The organism is Marivirga sp., assembly GCF_035704835.1.
Lineage (GTDB): Bacteria > Bacteroidota > Bacteroidia > Cytophagales > Cyclobacteriaceae > Marivirga.
Genome location: NZ_DASSWQ010000048.1, coordinates 1 through 20261 on the forward strand (window position 1 = coordinate 1; position 20261 = coordinate 20261).

Consider the following 20261-nt stretch of genomic DNA (forward strand, 5'->3'; position numbering starts at 1 on the left):
TTAAAATTCACGGTAATCTCATCAAAATCGGTGCAGCCATTGTTGTCTTCAGTCCAACGGAAGGTATAGGTACCATAAGCGTCAACTGTCACGACAGCATTTTCATCATTGGCACTGGTGCTAAAAGAGGTGATGGCGCCAGGCCCATTTTCTAAAGTCCAAGTACCAGTTCCCACAGAAGGAGTAGCACCCAACTGGAAGTCAAGGTCACATTCATTTCCACCAGCACCAGCCACAGCCACAGGTTGCTCATAGAAGTTTACAGTAATCTGATCAAAGTCAGTGCAGCCATTATTGTCTTCAGTCCAACGGAACACATAGGTGCCAAAGGCATCAACAGTGATGATGGCATCTGGATCATTGGCAGTAGTGTTGAAGGAAATGTTACCAGCTCCACTGACCTTAGACCAAGTACCGGTTCCCACAGAAGGAGTAGCACCCAACTGGAAGTCAAGGTCGCATTCATTGCCACCTGTGCCTGCAACAGCTGTAGGTGGAGTATCAATAAAAACATCAATTGGATAAAATTTCTCAGGACAAGGGTTAGGTGCACCTGCTGTTAAAGCTCTAAATTTTAAAGTTATAGTAGTATTATAATCCCCAGCAACAGGAGTATAATCAACTGTCGAATAAGTCCCTGTGGTGTTGATATTATTTACAGTACCATTTCCTGTTTCAAGTACCCAATTTCCTAATGCTGTAGTTCCTTCGAAATCAGCTCTTAAACTAATAACATCTGTTCCACAACTATTTGATGGACCTGTCATTGTAGCCTTAGGTAATTCAAATATTTCAACAGAAATTTCTTCAATCGCTTCCTGACAAGAGTTTGTAGTCTCAGCAACAAATTCAAATATTATTGTCCCATAATAAGAACTGTTTGGTTCGTAGGTAGCAATATATTCTCCCGAAACGAAGTTAGTTGAAGATAATGTACCAGCAGATGTGTTTTCGCCAGTTTTTATTCGCCATGTTCCTGAAGTTGCTCCACCACCGATAGTACCTTTGAGTTCAACAGTATTATCTTCACAAACTTCAGTAACAGAAGAAGTTATAGTAGCGGTTGGCGGATTGTCAATACTATATATTATATCTTCAGAAACAATTCCGCAGGTTGTTCCTGGGTCAGTGGATGTTAATCTCAAAGTTACATTTTCACCAGCATCATTAGCTGCAGGTTCATAAACAGCTGATACATTTCCAAACCCATCATCAGTATAACCTGTGATATTTCCTTCTCCTAAATATCCGCCAATAGCAGTAGGTTCAATTGACCAGATAGCTGAGGTTGCACTTCCACTATAAGTACCTTCTAACGTTATATTTTCATTTTGACAATTTGAACCAGCAATACTAGTGATATCCACAAAAGCGGGTTCGTCAACTGTCACGATTACATCATAAGTAGTATTTCCGCAAGGACCAGTTGCTTCAGGATCTTCAGCGGTGAATCTAAAAGTAATTGCGGTATTAAAATCAACTTCATCAGGAGTGTAAGTAGCACTTGATATTCCAGCATCGGTAGTAGTAGTGCTTAATCTGCTATCACTTCCATTTGTTATAACAGACCATTCACCACTAATGGCAGATCCATCGAGTGTTGCGTCTAAATCAAAGGCAGCATCACCACAACTGTTAAAGTCAATTGGAATAGTTGCTGTTGGTCTTTCAAAAATTGTAACAGTTATTTCTTCTGTATCATCAACACAGGTATTAGGAGCATCTACAGATGCTATAAACTCAAAGATAATATCTCCAAAATAGGTGCCATCTGGAGTGAAATTTGCTGTCCAGTCACCAGCATTATCTGTAGTGGCTGATAAAATACCTGAATCCTCAATTGCTGTACCCTGACCAGCTTTGATTATCCAATCACCATTCGTTGCTGCACCTGAAATATTTCCAATTAAGGCAATCGGATCATCCTCACAAATTTGATTTGCAGTTGAGGTAATGGTTGCAACTGGTAATTCATAGAATTCAACATCAATTTCATCAAATACCTGATTACAAGGCGCGCCCGGATCATTTGTAGTAGCTCTTAAGGTTACAGTGTTATTTGCATCGGTAGGATCAGGAGTATAGGTAGCGGTAGCAGTATTACTATTAAATGTAATATTACTGAAAGTTCCAGTCCCATTAAATGCTGTCCAAGTTATTGAAGAAGTTGCATCATTATAAGTAGCACTTAAATTAACTGTTTCACTTACACATTGTGCAATTGCTGAAGCAGGTGTGTCAATGGTTATACTAGGATTTTGTTTAACTTGAACCAAGTTTAAACTTCTAGTTGTAGGGCAATCAGTTCCATTATTAAAGGTAACGTCTATACTTACAACTTCATCTGGGGCAAAAGTAGTTGCGTTAAAAGTCTTGTTTCCTGAATCTACACCATCTCCTGCAAAGCTTAAATCTAATTTATCAACTACTACTGTTCCATCTACAGAAATATCTAAAGAAGTTAAATCAAAATCTGTGGTTTGATCACATACTTCAAAAGGAGGGAAGTAGTTATTGATAACAGATTGTGACTTTAAAATGATATCAAAAGATTCAACAGGACCTTCACATCCACCTACGGTAGCAGTAACATTTATTGTAGCTACTAAATCACTTCCACTGGTATTGTTTCTTGTTGTAAAATTAAGATTTGAGCTTGTGCCTGAAGTTGCAGCAAACCCTACATTATCACCAGTTTTTGTCCAGCTATATGTAGCACCAGCAACATTAGAATTAAATTCAATCAACACTAATTCTTGCGGGCAAAATTCAATATTACTTACAATAGGAGTAGATTCAAATTCTGCTGTTACTTCTGGATCAATGATTGTAATGGCTACTGATTGAAAATCATCAGGGCAAGCAGTAGCACTTACAGTATAGGTGAAATTGTAAGTGCCAGGCGTATTTACAGTTGCATCTAATATAGAACCTGAAAAGCCATTTGCTGAATCATCATTAGTCCATGTCCCGCCTAAATCATTATCTGATAAAGTCGAGAATAAATCAAAATTATTTTCTGTAATACAAATGTTAGCATCTGTTGCAGTTCCAGCATTAGGGCTTTCTTCAACTGTTATAGTAACAGTAACGAAATCGGAAGGACAATCATCACCTGTGACAGTGTAAGTAAAATCATAATCACCAGGAGTAACAGCTGATACATCAAAGAAATTACCTCCGAACAATGCACTTGACCCGCTATCATCATTCCAAGTTCCACCACCATCTTGACCAGATAAACGATTATTTAAATTGATAGAGTTACTGGTTTCACAAACAGTTAAGTTTGTCCCTGTACCAGCATTTGGTGAGGCTTCTACTGTGATGAAAACTGATTCCATATCAGTCGTGCAATTTTCACCAGCATTTGATACCGAATAGGTAAATTCATGTGTCCCAACTGGAGCAGTAGCTATATCGAGTTCATCTACATTGAAGGCTACACCTGCTGTCCCGCCCACATTAGTCCAATTCCCTCCAATTTCTTCTCCTGTTATTCTATCATATAAATTTATAAGAACGGCACTTGTTTCACACAATGTCAAAGGTGGCTCAGCGCCTCCAGCAAAAGGTTGAGCATCAATTGTTATAGTAACTGTTTCACTTTCAATACATACACCATTATTAAGTTGGTAAGTAAAATTATAGCTGTTAGGTTCAGTTAAAGCATTGATATTTAAACTATTTCCAGAAACTGCTCCTGTTGCGTCATCATCAATCCAAGTACCCCCTGAATCTTCACCAGCTAAAGTTGTAAAAAGATCGAATAATCCAGAGTTTTCACATACGGTAGTGTTGGTAGGGGTTCCAGGATTTGGAGCACTTACAACTACAATTTCTACAACTTCTGAATCATCTAGGCATTCAGTTCCAGAAACTGTGTAGGTAAATTCATAAGTGCCAAGACCTGCATTAGCAGCGTTGAAGATATTCCCACTTAATTCACCAGAAACTGTAGCAGTGGTTTCGGTCCAAGTACCAGCATCATTGCCTGAGATCACATCATTTAAATTAAATGCAGTCTGCGAATCGCAAATACTGGTGTTTGTTGCCATACCTGCATCAGGTGATTTTTCAACAGTGATTTGAACAGTTACGGATTCATCGGCACAAGAATTATTACTTACAATATATTCAAACTCATAAACCCCTTCACCTGCTGCAGAAGCATCAAAAGTACTTCCGCTTAGTTCACCTGAAGGAATTGCAGTGATTTCAGTCCAAACACCACCTAAGTTATGCCCTGATAAAGTTGTAAATAAATCAAATGATGGTTCAGTATCACAAATAGTTTCATTTGTTGCTGTTCCTGGATTAGGAATTGCTTCGATAGTTAAATCTACAGTTGAAGATACAGTACAAGTCCCAGTAAATTGATAAGTAAAGCTATAGGTATTGCCAGCAGTTAATGCAGAGGCATCTACCAAATTATCGGTTAAAGCACCTGTTGCATCATCATCTAACCATGTTCCAGCAGGATCCTCTCCGGTTAATAATGTGAAAAGATCAAAGGCATTATTATCTATACAAGCAAAACCATTACTTGGAGTACCTGGATTATCACTAGCTGCAATGGTGATTGATGTGGTAACTGTTTCAGTGCAAGTACTTGTTGGATTACTGACTTCATAGATGAAATCATAAGTATTGCCTTGTGTTAATGTGGTTGCATCCATAGAACTTCCACTAATTGCATTATTGGCATCCACATCAAGGCTTGACCATGTCCCACCTGCATCTTCACCATCAATTGCTAAAAATAAATCATAATTATTATCAGTTTCGCAAACGTTAGGATCATTAGGCGTACCTGTAATTGGCAATGCATCCACTGTAATGGTTACAGTTTCGGTATCGTCTGCACATGGGGCTGCGGAGACTGTGTAGGTAAAATTATAAACACCTGCTCCTAAAGCATTTGGGTTAATGATGCCTCCAGCAACCGTTGCAGCAGCACCGTTAGTCCAAACACCACCACCATCTTGGCCGCTTAGCGTGGTATTTAAGTCAAATGAGGTTTGATCTATGCAGACATTAGTGTTTGATGCTGTGCCTGCATTGGGCAATACTGTGGATAAATTACCGTGAGATACACCATCACCTGGACCATCACCATTAATATTAGCATCCAAATAAAAACTCAAACCGGTAGTTTCTGCTACTCTAAGTATATCAATATTAGAAACTGTTCCCGAACCAACATATTGAATTTCTAAATTTCTTAACGTAAATGAATGTTCTCCACCTGTATCCTCCAATTTATAGTAAAATCTGACATAATTTTCTTGTACTTCTAGACCAGTATTAACAAATTGTCTATTAGCATTTCCACCACTAGAAGTAGTTAAATAAGTTCCTGTGGATGGTTTAAACCTAAATCCACTTGGTGCAGCTAACTGAAAAATTTGAATCTCTGTACTTTGACCTATGGCAGCATTGCTACCATTTTCATCCACAATAATATCCGAAAGCACAACAAAAGATCCATCCTCACATAAAATTTCTGGATTGGCAGGAGTTACCGTAACTTGCGCATAAACATTCCCCACTAATAAGAAACTTAAAAGTGAAAGAGTGACAGTTAAGAATTTAATATGACGGTAAATGTTTTTCGTAACTTTTTCTTTTAGTGTGATTTACAATATAACCATTTGGGGAGGAATCAGCAAATTTATATCTATTAATAGAATTTTACTAAAATTTAATCTTCATTAAACCAATAGCTGTCGAATTATTTTCGAAAGATTTTTGAGACAGAACAACAATTACATTATTTGGTTCACTTTCAATTTTCTTTATATGATATAAACCTGTACTATTAAATTCAAATTCTTGATCTTCGATTGGTTCCCCAGCGGGGGAAAATTTTAATAAGTAGGAAATATTACTTAATTCCTCCTCTTCAATAGTGGCCATTATGATATTATTATCAATGTCTTCAGTTAAACTGGTTACTTTTGTTCCCTTACCTCCGAAAGGATATATTTTTTGTTCAGTGTTATTTTCAATACCCCTATATTCTTTAGTAATTAGAAATAAGGATTCATCATCATTATTAGTATAATTGCCCGCTAAATATGTTTTTCCATTTGAATGATGAAGGATACTCCCAAGTTCTTCATTTTTATCTGAACCGATATCATTTATCGGTTCAGGCGCACTTGATTGAATATCTGTATAAATATTCCAATTAATATTCAATGAATTACCTGCAATTTCTCCATTTGGATTTTCTTTATTGATTTGACCATAAACAGAATAAATACCGTTAGTTGTATTTCCTTTAAGTACCCTTAAACTTCTGGAATTATTATTATAATTTATATCGTTTACAATCGGTATTTCTACTGTCTTATCAATGTCTACATCAGAAGTGTCAGAAAAGTTAATTGTATTCCAATTATATATTCTGGTAATCCTATTAAACCTTCCAGATGTTGATTCTCTAACAAAACCGACAGTTATTAAATGAGGCGGAATTAATACCATATCATTAAGCTGAACAATTTCATTTGGATCCTCGGGGAAAAGCTTGATTTCCGCAATAACAGGGTCTTCATCCGATGCATTTTCTGCTCTAATTGGAATTCCATCTATATTAGTTTTAATTATAAAATTTTGATTAACATTTGCTTGGGTAGCTTCAGTTCTTCTATGTCCTAAAATAATTAATGAATTATCATCTTGATTAACTTTTAATTTCACTCCTTCATCAAAGAATGGGGTATTGATTCTATAGAATTCTCTTTGAATTCCATCAGGTGCTACATCAATTAAAATTATATCAGAATTTTCACTGGTTTTGATATTTCCAAGAATTATATAACCACTTTGATTAGGCTTACATATAAAATCAATTGCTTCCACATTTTCAGAAACTGCATATAGTTTATCAAAGCTAGGAATTTCATCTTGCTGTAATGGGTCTAATTCACACGATATAATAATCGGTACCAATAGAAAAAAATATATTAAAGACTGTTTAATCATTGAAAATCGAAAAATGGTAGATTAAATGTAATACTTAATTGGTAAACTATATTTGTAACATCATCATCCTTAAGTGCCATAGCATTTCCTATGGTGCTGGTAAATACCTCATCCCTCGCCTGGCCATTTAAATGATTGATAAAATAATTACTTACCCCAAACTTGACCTCACCATAATATTCGCCCAGCTTTATCATTGTTCCCAAATTGGCATTTATACCAACATTGAATTTTGATCTTCGCGAATAAACATTTATATTTTCAATTACTTCATTATCTACACTAGGAGAGTAATTGCTTATATAATTATTTAATTCATAAGCAAAATTAAAACGGCCAACAGATCCAAATTCTATAAAAGGTTTCCATAGGTAATAGTCCTGCATGTACCTGATACTTAGATTTAAGTTTATTCCATTATTGTTCCCATCATAAGTGATAGTAGTTGTAGTGTCAACTGAATGTGTAAATATTTCTTTGTATTTAAATTTTTGATTTTGGTATTGGATTTCTCCTCCTATTATCCAATTTTTGGTAAGCGGGTATAAAAATTGAGCTCCTACCTGTTGTGGATTAGGCAAACCAGAAGTATACTCTGCACTATGAAAAGCTTCCAAAGGGCTCATGTTACGCGAGGTTTTCAATTGTATATCATTTAAATTTAATCCAAAAGTCAATCCAATATAATATTTAACATCAGTATCAATTTTTCGGTATAAGGAATAAAGCTCGGATGGATCTACATTTTGCTTTACTTGGAAGTCAGTTTTGATATTTAAAAGTTTAATAAAGGTGTTTCTGGCTTTTTCTTGCTGATTAATGTTGATATAGGTTAAAGTTAATAGTCGTAAAGCACTAATCTTATCTGCTTTTGAAAACCCATTTTCCAAGCAATCTGTTAATTTGCCCGGAATGGCATAAAGATTTCCATTAGAATAATCTGCACGAGCCTCGTTTAAGTTACGTTCACAATTTGTTTGAGACCAAGCCTGATTTCCAACAAACGTAAAAAACAATAGAACTACGAAATACTTCATCTAGATGGATTGATAAATTTACTTTCTTTTAGGATAGGATTATATGGCAAATCATCGCCAATATATCTATCCCATTCTTCTGGAGTAATATCTCTACTCAGTTTCTTTTTCAATGATTCAGCTAATAACTCACTTTTTATAGGATAAAGCCTGAAAACCTGATCTTTACATCCAGCAAAAATATGAGATTCATCCATAAGTGCTATGGCATTTACCCAAGAACCAGGTTCATTTATTATCATCGGAAATTCATCTGGGTCATTAAGGTTCCACATTCTTATTGTTCCTTTAGTACTAGCAGCAATTAATTGATTTTCAGCTTTATTAAATTCAATATCTGTCATGATTTCACCATCACTACCTCTAAGGATAATGGAGCTTGCCACAGTGAAATCTTCTTTTAAATAGAATAAATTTACTTGGCCAGAGTTATCACCTACAGCTAAAGTTCCATTGCCTACAGAAAGTGAATGTATATTTTTTTGATTGGCTTCTCGAATAACGATTTTGCTTTTCTTATCCTCTAAATCCCATATCTCTACTTTTCCCTGGTTATTTCCCGTAGCCAATAAATTATTATTGATTAGCTCCATATCATATATTCTGCTTCCAGCATCAAAATATGGCTCAATTTTATTGTTTTTGAATTCATAGATTTTCATATCCGATGCGGAAAGATAAAAATCAGTGGAACCTTTTTTAAAGGTAACATCAAATGCGTAGCTATCGGGAAGTGTGTATTTATTAACTTTTCTTATTCTTTCGGATACGTCAATCACATAGAAATCTGAACCATCTGTTAGTGCCACTAAACTTTGATTTTCTTCATCTACAAAGATTTTTTTAACAAAAACACCTTCTTTTTCAAAAATAACAATACTTCTTTTCGCACTCATATTTTCTACCTCCCAGAAATTAATCCTACCAGATGTACCTGTAGTGTATAAATATTTTCCTTTTACAAACTGTAAAGAACGCACATCAGTTGAAGTGCTGTTGAAAGCATTGAAATAATCATCATCAAAGTTTTTTAGGGCGTAAAAAAGACCATTATAAATATCATTATTGCTATCATAGCCCTCATTATTTATATTAAATACAAATCCGTAAAGTGCCAGAAGTCCTTGCAACTGATCTTCTTCCATTTGCTCTGATTTTACTGCTAGGGATTGTGCAATTGCTCTCATACTTAACTGAGTTGAATTTTTCTTCTCCTCAGTAAGTTGTGTATTGGTATTTGCTATTTCTTCTCCTCTATCCTGCGCTAATTTTAAATTACGCTGTGCCTCTGCAGCACTTCTTTCACTTTGTTTTCTTGCAATTTCTTCTGTTTTTCTTGCCTCTTGTGCAATCATATTGCTCAATTCTGCTCTTCTTCGCTCATTTTCTGCTCTTCGACTTGATCTATTCGCTTCAATTTGTTGTCTCTGTGCCTTAAGCTCATTCTCTTTCGCAATTTCTTCATTTCTTAAAGCCTCTTGCGATTTGTTTTCAGCAATTTCTCGCTGTTTTTCGGCTAAAGCGCTTTGGTTAAAAGCATAAAAAAGAAATATTAAAGATAGAACTGCTGCAGTTCCCAATACTGTGGCAATAACTTTCGAACGCTTTAATCTCCTCTTTTGAAGAAGCTCCTTCGTTTGAAGTTCTTTTTTATAGGATTCTTCACTTTTATCTAAAAAGAGAATGACAGCTTCAAAATTATTTTCATATTGCAATGCCCATTTTAATGTAGGCTTCGTTGTATTTCTCCATTCAACTGCAAGTTGTAAATCTGGTGGTCTCCATAAACCACCACTACCTTGTTGGTATTTATTGGCAGCTTCAGATAATCTCAAATAAATTTGAGCTGACTCTGATTCTTTTTGTACCCAGTTCCTCAATCGATACCAAACCCTCATTAAGGCTTCATGGCTAATATCAATTACAGATTGGCTGTTCAAGGGTATATTTTCTCGAGGAGTAAGAAGAGCTCGTCCTTCTATTCTAAATTTGTCAATAATTTTAGTAAGAATATGCTCTTCTTCATCAACAATTCTTGAAATTTCACTTAATGGGGTGGGGCGTCTAATCCCATCATTATCACTTCTTTTTTCTGTAATGGTTTTGAAAATCTTTTCACAAATGATTTTCTCTTCCTCATTAAGTTCGTAAAAAGCTTCATCGGCATGTCTTGATAAGGCTTCGTTTACGCCTCCGATTGCCTCATAATGTAAAAAATCTAACTGCTCATTTTTATCAGAGGCTGACCAATAATCCCAGGTTCTCATAAGAGCATGTTGCAAAACGGGCAGCTGATCAAAACGATCACCCATGTCATTCAGCAATCGTTGCACTAATCTATTTGAAATCTTAGCTTCCCCAACTGCCACAGGCCCTGTAATCACGAGCTTTTTTTGTTCCCTAGTCATTTGTGGGATCAGATAGTGACTTTCATTAATCTGATTGGTAAGCTCTGGAAATTGCTCGCAATCACCCAAGAAATCCGAACGCATGGAAAGAGCAATATAAATAGGAACTTCTGTTTGCTTAATGGCCTCTAAAATAAGATTTACATAGGCTAATGATTCATTGATATGATTTGTTTCTCCTAATTTTCTGAACCTGAATATTTCTTCAAATTGATCAATATATATCAGTAGATTTTTACCTTTGAGATATTTATTCAATCGGTAGAGTTCACTCAATCCCTTAGTACTTTTCTGAAGTACAGCATTAAAAAGATATTCATTAATAAGTCCTTTTGAGCCATTATCTTTATCCTGAAAATCTTTATGACTTTCAATATGGTTTTTAAATCCATCGGCAAGATTTTTAATAGGATTTAGCCCTGGCTTAGCAGAAATTACTTCCCATTCATTTCCTGCTTTAGAAATAAAACCTCCATGAAGTGTAGGGATAACCCCAGAAAACATGAGAGATGACTTACCAGTACCGGAAGATCCTAAAATATTAACGAATCGATTTTTTTCAAGAATAGCTAGCACCTCGTCACTTTGGCCTTCGCGACCAAAATAAAGATAACTCTCTTCAATACCGAACGGCCGTAAACCCGGAAACGGATTAAATTTTTTCCCCCTATTATTTTCTACTGTACTTTGCACTTAAGATGCTAATTTTTTCAATTCGTCAATTAACTCGTTAGAGTCTTGTTTTTCTATCAAATCAAAGTCTTCAAATTTTTCTTTGCTAAAAATAGAATTATTTTTATATAAAATATACTTTCCAGATATACTTTTTTCATTTCTAAAGCCTGGAGCTTTTTTTATTTCAGAAGAAATTGAGTTTAGCCAGGGGATATTATTTTTGAAGAAGAGAATAAAAAAGTAGTCAGCTTTTCTTAAAAGGCTATAATGTAACAATCTATAATCAGTGACATTTTCTACCTTATCAATAATTTTTAAATCGAATTTCTCAAAAATACTTTTATCTCTATTTAGTTTCTCAAAATTTTCACTCTTAATTTTCGTATCTGAAATGATATAAATTATTTCTTTAGATGAATCATCCACTTTTTCTGGCTTAATTTTGATTTTAGCCAAATTCTCTTTTATAATTTCTTTAAACTCCTCTATGGTAGATTCTATTGCTTCAATATTAGGGTAGGGTTTTAGTTGAACTTTTAATTCATCATATTGAGCTTTTTTTTCAGGCTTTTGTGATTCCTCCGGGCTAAACCAAATTAATCTTTTCGTTTCTGGAAGTTTATTAAAGGCTTCTTGTCTCTTAACGCTAGTTAAATGGATAAATTCATCGGGGAAATGAATGGTCATATCGCATTTTTTCATAAAAAATTGCTCAGGGTCTTCCATATAATTCGCCTCTATCGAATAATCTTCATCTGGAAATATCTCAGAATTAAATGACTTAAGTTCTCTTTTAATAATGTTTCTATAATGGTAATATTTTTTATTTTTATCTGAAATAAAGATTCTGTTTTCAATTGTTTTTTCCTCACCAGAAAGTGTGGCGATGGTATCTAACACTACATCAGCAAAAACCTGCCAATAATTATTGTTTTCTTGGTATTTGTTCCATCCTTCATACGTTTCATACTCATTTTCATTAATTAGGCCATGGTCGTAAAACCTATAATAGGTTGGCGTTGATAATGAAAGTGGCAAGTCTTCTATTTTAACTGGTGCTTTGAAAACCTTTTTGATTTTTGAATTTATTAATGGGATATCAAAATTAAATGCTTGCTCCAATTCTGCAGAGTCTTGATTAATATTGGAGGCGAAAACCATAGCAGGGGAGAGGATATAAAAAATTAAATCAGCCTGCTCAAAATCTTCTTTTGTAATTAAATCGAGTTCGTTTTTATAGGATATATTTATCTCACTTTCTAATTGATAAGATAAACTTGTTTTTAAGAGTTCAGCAAAATAATCTACCCAACCTAAATCCTGATCTGACCCTTTGATGTTATCATTAGGTGTGAATTTTATGACGATATGATTTGCTTTCATTTTCATAATTTAAACCCAATTACTAATATATCGTCAGTTTGAGGGTAGCCATTTTTCCATTCTTCAATTTCTTCGTGTAAAATTGTTTTTTGTTCTAAAACTCCTTTATCATGAATGGAAAGCAATAGTTTTTTAAAATTACCTACTAAATATTTAAATCCTTTTTCTCCTCCAAACTGGTCTTGATAACCATCCGAGAATAAGTAAAAGGTTCTTTGTTTTCCATCTTTCAAATCTATTTCATGCGTAATGAATGCTCTATCATCTCCTCTTTGCTGTCCACCAATCGCATATTTATCACCTTTTATTCTTATAAGTTCGTTATCCTGAACGTACATCAATGGATTTTTTGCCCCAGCAAATAAGAGTTGTTTGGTAACGGTGTTGTATGTAATAATAGTCATATCCATACCATCATTCACCTGTGTTTCATCTTGTCTTAGATCTGAAATGATATCACTATTCATCTCAGTTAGGATATTTCCGGGGTCATATATTTTTTTAAGCTTTGTAATATTATTCAATAAATTCATACCCACTACGCTCACAATGGCACCGGGTACTCCGTGACCAGTACAATCAACTGCGGCAAGAATTAGTAATTCCTCGTCTTTCTCATTCTTCACTTTGTTGAACCAGAAAAAATCTCCACTTACCATGTCTCTTGGTGAAAAATAAACAAAACTATCTGTAAAAGCTTTTTTGATTTCTACCTCAGTACTCATCAATGCATTTTGAATTCTTTTTGCATAATTGATACTAGAAGTCAATTTACTACCAGTTTCCTCCAGAAGATCTTTTTGTTTTTTAATCTGTTGGTTAGTAAGTGATAATTCGTATTTCTGCGATTCAATTTGCTTATTTTTCTTTTCAAGCTCACTTTTTTGGGAAGTGATTAGCTCATTTAGTTGCTTCAATCTTTCCGCTTTTAAAACCTGTAGATGTGATTTCTTTTCTAATTCTTCTAAGCCTTTATGTAATTCATCTTCTAATTCTCTTGCACGACTGTTTTTTATGCTGATTACTGTTTTATAACCTACAAAGCCTAGTAAAAGAACTGACAAAATACTAGTAATATAAAACCAATTTCTTTGCCATATAGGAGGGGTTACCTTTAAATTTAAGATGTATTCATTTGAGCTTTCAATTCCATTATCATTTATGGCTTTCAATGATATAGAATTAATGCCGCTTGGCAAATTGGTTAAAATTATTCGTTCACCAGCATTTATTCTGCTTTCTGCTTGGTTTATGCTTATGTTTCGGTAAGCTACTGATGATTTATGATGATTTAAATGATTAATAACCATTGGCTCTATCACGATGATAGAATTAGAACTAAGGTTTTTCTTATCGTTCAATAAGTCAATTGTGTCAGTAGGTTCATTGTAACTATTTATATTATATGCAAAAGCTGCTTCCAGATGAATGGAGGGAGGCACCAGGTTAGGCATTTCATTTCGTTGATTGTAAATAGATAGGCCATTGGAATTAGTAAACCATATTCGGCCTTGTGAATCTTTTTTTGCCTTGGTGAAATACGTTGAGTTCACATAATCTTCCGTGGTGTATCTAATTGGATTTTGTAAGGAGATTTTTTGTGCAGTTGGATCATACGGAAACCTTAGTAGCCTATCTTTAACGGATACCCAAAGGTTGCCGTCCTTATCATCAAATATGTTTAAAATTATCTCTTTCTGTAAATTATTTTCTAAAGGCAAATTGATTCTTTCAATTGTTTTTTTCTGGAAATCGCCATAGAATAAATTATTGTTTTCTGTGTACCAAATTCCATCATCGCTTATACTAAATTTTTTTATTTTAATAGAGTCACTTAATTGAAAAGACTTTTGTACGGACCCAGTAGTATCAATTATTGAAATCAGATTTGCTTTGTTGATGGAAATGATTCTTGAATTTTCTATAATCGATTGCTTAGTTAATGAAACCGAAATTTTAGAAATAGGTGAAAAGTCTTGATTAACTTTAAATAATTGTCCTTTGCGGTTTTTTGCAATGAATACACCATCAACACCTAGTAGTAATGGAGTATATAAACTATTCTTTTTTACTAATTTAAGCTTTTTATTTTCTTGTTGCCATGAATAAATGGATTGGTTCAATACAATAAGCCACTTATTATTTTTTTCTAATGCGTGTTGGTAATTTAGAGGTAATTCTAACTCGGGAATCTCAACAGTGTTCTCTTCTGAAAAAATACCTTTTGCTGTAATAATTTTCTGCTTGATTAAGATATTTCCTTGCGAACCGAAATAAACCTCATTTAAGTCAGTTGTTGTTAGTTTGGTGAAGGCATTATTTTGCGTAATCTTAATGAGATTATTAAGACCTAATACCCAAATATTATTTTCAGCATCAATAAATAATTTATTTCCAGTAACATCACCTTTAATATCTTCATTTTTAAAAGTTTTTGTCACAATAGCATCATTTATCATCAAAATATTTTGACTGTTGATGAACCATGTTTTGCCTAATCCATCAATATAGAAGTCTTTTATGGTATTATCTTCCTTGAATAATTGGACAATCTTATTTTTAGTAAAATTAAAAATAGCATCCTTACTTAAGATAAATAAGCTAGTATCACCCTTAGTTATTTTTCGAGGGTTTAAAAAAGTACCAATAGTTTTACTTTCTTCTCCCTTTTCTAAAATTGTTAAGCCATTCGTATGGCCAATAATGCTATTTATACTGTCAATTGAAATACTTTGAAACTCTTCTTTACTGCTTGCTTGATGGATTTTCTTCACTTGTTCGCCATCCAAAACAAATAGTTCATTATCCGTTAAAAACCAAAGCTGATTGTTATGATCTGTAAATTCAATTGTAGGTTTATTAAGTAAGGTTACAACTGAAGCATGATCCAAAAAATATTGATAAGTTTTATATTTATCTGATATAATTATGGATTGCTTGAAACTATGTATAGTCTGAATTCCTTTAAGTGCATTTGGTAAATCAATTTCTTGAAATTCATGTCCATTATAACTTAAAATTCCTTCCGTGGTGTTAAAATAAATTATGAGATCATTGCCTTGTGCTGCAGAAATAAAATTTCTTTCTCCAAGAAATTCATCAATTTCGAATTTTTTTGCTTTTTGAGATTGACCCGAAACCGTTATTGTATACAATAAAAGTGTGATAATCAGTAAGATATGATTGTGTAATTGTTTCAAGCAGCTTCTTGATTTAATTTTTTAGTAGGTTTGTATACTTTTTTATCAGGCAAGATATCAATATATTTTTGGATTATTTCATCATAATTATTAATTATATTTGAAAGTATGATTTCATCAATAATTAAAAACCGAACATCTTCTTCTGTATAGAAATAAATATTTTCGGAAGAGCTATCGTATTCAGTCACTTTTATGATGTCTCTTTTATGATATTTATAGAAGTCTATGCCATTTTTCGAACAAGAAACTTGACCGTTTTCAATTAACCAAAAGCCAAGATTAAAATCATCTTTTAATGAAATTTGATGTTCTCCAGCCTTCAACACTTTGGTTCTAAAATACGAATGACAGGTCAAGATTTCTGAAATTGACAATTGATTTAAGTAGGGGATACTTATTAAAAAATTTATTTTATCAAAAAGTAGTAAGTTGTCATGGTTAATTTGCTTAGGATTGGCCACATCCAAATTTGACCGAATTGAATAATCGAGATTAGTGGCTTCAATTTCCGATAGTCTATCTAAAAAGATAGTGTAAAATTCTGGTAAGTTTTTATAAATATTTGCGGCAGCGCATTCCTGTAACAAAGTGTTTTCGTTTAAAAACTCAGCTGCCAATTCAAAAGGAATATCTTCTTTGAATTCATATTGCAGAATGTTTAATGCACAAGTTCTCGTCCAGCTATTAATTTGATCATATTCCTTTTTAAGGATCACCCAAATTAAATCTTCTTCAGTTTCAAATTTTGGCTGTAAGTTTATAGATGGAAATTCTTCTTGCAGTCCTTCAAGAAGAATTCTTTCATTAGGAGAGAATAGAATTTTAATTTTATTTTTAACTGCTAAATTGCTTGAAAGTATAGTGTCAATTAATAAGTTTGAAGCTGCGTGCGCTTCAGGTGAATTATTCGTGTAATTTTTAAAAATCTCTTCAACTGCAGTAGGATTATAATATAGCTTTAAAATATTGATAATTAAATAAATTGCTTCCTTGTTTTCATTAATCAATGCGCTTTTCAAGGATTTGAAGCTTTCATTTTTTGATTGAATTTGTTCAATTAAATAACCATTGCTTAATAAAGTCAATACAAGGTCATCAAATAGTTTTTTGAAATATTTCCGATGTTCTTCTGTCGCTTTTATTCCAAAAATTATAATTTTTTTAGCGGCAATTTTACGAATATTACTGTCCGCTTCATTTAGTGATTTAAACAATAAACGGTAACCATCCTCACTCTCGATTTTACATAAAAGGGTGAAGCAGGATTCAACAAAAAGTAGGTTTTCTTTTCTTTTTGAATACTCTATTTCCAGATACTTTATGGTTTTTGAACCTATTTTTTTCAATGCTAATTGTGCCCAAAGACTTAAATCTGGTTTTTCTAGATGATTGATTAGAGTAGAAATTACATTGATATCATCTAGATATCCCGCAACCACACAGGAAGGCTTTTTTACAGATAGCCTATTATCGTTTAATAATTTTATAATGAGGTTTTTATCAGGTTCAAGTATTTGTTTTCGGATTAAACCTTTAATGATGGTTAAATCATTCGATTGTTCAACAAATTCATAAGGATTTGAAATATTATTCACCTCTTTTTCTGTTTTGATAAGGATGTCAAAAACTTTCATAAAATCATCATAAATTTCATCTGATGGTAGTAGTTCGGCTTTCAATTCCTCCAGAATACTGATTGTATCAATTGCGGAGTTTCTTTTGAGTGTAAAGAGTAAATATCTCTTTTCTTTGAGACTAGCATTAAAAAAATCATTTTTTAGAATTTTAGATAAGTCGTATGGATTTTTTTCATAAGAATCCTCAATATTTTCAATGACTCCTTTTTTGGCATCCGTAAGTTTAAACGCATTAAAATAATGTACGAATAATTTTCTATTCATTATTTTCAGTAAAAAACTTATAAATGAAACTAATAACAGAAGACCAACTGGAATAAATAAAAGAACAAAAGTGTTTTGAGGTAAATAGTCATAAACTAATCCATAAATGGATATTATAATTATAATCAAATAAACTTCATATTTTTTATAAGTTTTTAACCCACTGCTTTCAATTATTTTGATGATACTTCTTTCATTAATCTGACTAAAAATTAACCAAAAATAATAGGCAATAGGCAAAGTCAGAATAAACAGTATTGAACCAATAATTCCAAATTCAATATTGATTCTATCAGCTTGAGAATTAATAGTTATTAAAAAAATGAAAAGTATACTGAATAAGAAATTTGCTAAATTGAATAAATTTGAAAATAAAATTTGACTAATTTTTGGTCGTATTTTCCAATAAGGGCTTATCAACAATTTACCCTTTAATAAAGTAATGGATACTAGAAATATTATACTTGCTAGATATGAAATGTCAGGATTATACATGCTATACGAACCATAAAGAAAGATGGAGGTTAGGCATAGCAATGCCAATACATTCAAAAGATATTGAAAGATACTAACATTTATAAGCTTACGTTTGTATAAGTTACTGGTGCTGTGGATATTCACATTCATAAATTAAATCTAAACTTAAATAATTGTTTAAACAACATTTCATCAATAATCGAAGAAAAAGTTTAATTAATCGAAATTATATTACATGTTATGTTTCTTTTAGAGATTTGAGGAAGTTTTTGACTATAATTGTTTAATTAAACTAAACAGATTGTTAATGAGTGTATTAGAAATACCTGCAAAAGAAGCTGCTCCATATGTTCGATTTGATGAGGAAAATGCGTATTTACAAATTAAGGGCAAATCATATGATGATGATGTGGTAATGCTTTTTAATATGCTTAGGTCAAAGCTGAAAAGCTTTGGTCAATCAAATCCAGAGAAATTAGATGTTAACATTTACTTGAAATATTTTAATACTTCATCTTCCAAATGTTTATTTGATTTGTTGATTGATTTGAAGGAATTAGCGGAAAATGGAACCACTAAATTGAATTTAGAATGGAATTTTGTTGAAGGAGATGATGATATGGGGGAGGAGCTAGAAGATTTCAGAGATTCCTTAGATATGGATTTTGAAATTAAGCCATTATCAGAGGATTATGCTTAACAAATTAATTTTTGGATACTTAAAAAGGAGATAGATTTTAAATTTTATCTCCTTTTTTATGTTGTAGTTATTTTTCTAGAGAAATATTGTAAACTCCATAATTCCTTTTTAATTCCATACTTCCCAGTAAATAACGGCCACCTGGTTTGGTGTTTGATAAGTATCTTGAGTTTTCATCAGAGCCTGCAACATAAATTAATGCTTCTCTTAGTAATTTTTCATTTATATCTCCTAGTGGATATTTAATAGAATCTCTATCCAGTAAAACAATGTCTGGATAAAAACCTAAATCATAATCTGATTGGTCGAGACTATTGTAGGTTTTTGTAATAATGGGTTGAATGCCCCATGTATTTTCAGGATTATCTGGCTCATAGAAACTTGTGGATCCAACATTTTTTCCCACAGTGGTATCGCCAATGATGAAAGTATCCATGTAGGGATTAAGTCCGTTTATCAAAGATTCTGAAGCAGATGCAGTTCTGGAACTTGTTAAAACAATTAATTGAGGGCTTTGCAAGGAGTTTCCAATATTAGATGATTTGGATAAAAATCTTCTAACTAAAGATTCTTCTCCGTATTGGTCAATCAATGCACGGGTTAAGCCTCCATTATAAGCTCTTTTCACAAAAATATCTTGATTTGTTATATTAGCACCAATTAAACTCGCAAGATTTAAGGTTGCACTTTCAGCTCCACCACTGTTGTATCTTAAATCTAAAACCAAATGGTTTATTCCTTCTGATTTGAATTCTGCAAAAATGGCATCCATTTCCTCGTTATACTTCGCACTATCTGAATTATTTCCTATACCAGTTGAAAAAAGGTTATAAACATAATATCCTATTTTTTTTCCATTTCTAGTGTAAACAGTATCAAGGAAGTTCGGATTCTCTGCAAATTGGATAGCATTTAATTCAACTACTCCTAAATCTTCAAATTGTTGACTTTCGAAATTATATCGTTGAACACTTATACTATGGTTTTCATTTATATTTCCGAGTAAGTCAACATAATTATCAATTGCCATTGCTGCTCCATTTATTTCAGTAAACAAATCTCCTCTAAGAAGGCCTGCATCTTGAGCTGGAGAATCTTTTTTCACATATGAAATTTGTCCGTATACTGAATTATCTTTTCCGGCATATAATACAAATTCATAACCTGATTCTAGGTTAACTCCTTGAAGTGAATTGAGTAATTCCTGAAAATTCGGCTGTATCCATGAAAAACGGTCTTGATCCGATAATAGGCTATAAAAAAATTCGTCTGGAGGATCTCCGGTGGTTCTTTTACTAGGCATTTCATTGTTCCAGAGGTAATAAAAATTCATATTGGTATAAATCCAATCATTGATATAAACTGAACTACCTTTATCTATGTCTTCGAAATTAGGTTCGTCTTCCTTGCAAGATGAAGAAAGCATTGTTAGTAGAAGTAAAAAAAATGAAATGAAGTTTTTCATAGTGATGAAGTATTTAGGA

9 protein-coding genes are annotated in these 20261 nt (G+C 32.9%); 1 reads left to right on the plus strand and 8 read right to left on the minus strand.

What is annotated here, in order from left to right; all coding sequences use genetic code 11:
• From VFM92_RS07455 to VFM92_RS07485, 7 genes are all read right to left on the minus strand, one after another.
• A partial coding sequence (locus VFM92_RS07455) for a hypothetical protein (protein ID WP_325121574.1) occupies positions 1 to 5552 on the minus strand: 5552 nt, incomplete at its 3' end.
• Positions 5553 to 5697: 145 nt separating this feature from the next.
• Positions 5698 to 6960, minus strand: coding sequence for a hypothetical protein (locus tag VFM92_RS07460; protein WP_325121575.1), 1263 nt, complete (start codon positions 6958 to 6960; stop codon positions 5698 to 5700).
• A 29-nt stretch (positions 6961 to 6989) separates the two neighbouring features.
• Positions 6990 to 8030, minus strand: coding sequence for a hypothetical protein (locus VFM92_RS07465; RefSeq protein WP_325121576.1), 1041 nt, complete (start codon positions 8028 to 8030; stop codon positions 6990 to 6992).
• Positions 8027 to 11131, minus strand: coding sequence for a High-affnity carbon uptake protein Hat/HatR (locus VFM92_RS07470; protein ID WP_325121577.1), 3105 nt, complete (start codon positions 11129 to 11131; stop codon positions 8027 to 8029). Before VFM92_RS07470 ends, VFM92_RS07465 begins: the two co-directional genes overlap by 4 nt.
• Positions 11132 to 12496, minus strand: a complete 1365-nt coding sequence (locus VFM92_RS07475; protein ID WP_325121578.1) for a hypothetical protein — start codon at positions 12494 to 12496, stop codon at positions 11132 to 11134. It lies immediately after the preceding gene.
• A 2-nt stretch (positions 12497 to 12498) separates the two neighbouring features.
• On the minus strand, positions 12499 to 15696 hold the full coding sequence (locus VFM92_RS07480) for a SpoIIE family protein phosphatase (RefSeq protein ID WP_325121579.1): 3198 nt from the start codon (positions 15694 to 15696) through the stop codon (positions 12499 to 12501).
• Entirely contained in the window at positions 15693 to 17600 is a 1908-nt protein-coding gene (locus VFM92_RS07485; RefSeq protein ID WP_325121580.1) for a hypothetical protein, read from the minus strand. The genes VFM92_RS07480 and VFM92_RS07485 overlap by 4 nt, the downstream gene beginning before the upstream one ends.
• Positions 17601 to 18384: 784 nt before the next feature.
• On the opposite strand from VFM92_RS07485, the gene VFM92_RS07490 reads away from it, so the two are divergent.
• On the plus strand, positions 18385 to 18777 hold the full coding sequence (locus VFM92_RS07490; protein ID WP_325121581.1) for a DUF1987 domain-containing protein: 393 nt from the start codon (positions 18385 to 18387) through the stop codon (positions 18775 to 18777).
• A gap of 67 nt (positions 18778 to 18844) precedes the next feature.
• Here VFM92_RS07490 and VFM92_RS07495 read toward each other — a convergent pair whose 3' ends face one another.
• The gene (locus tag VFM92_RS07495) at positions 18845 to 20242 is read right to left on the minus strand and encodes a S41 family peptidase (protein WP_325121582.1); all 1398 of its coding nucleotides are present in this window, start codon (positions 20240 to 20242) and stop codon (positions 18845 to 18847) included.
• Positions 20243 to 20261 lie beyond the last annotated feature (19 nt).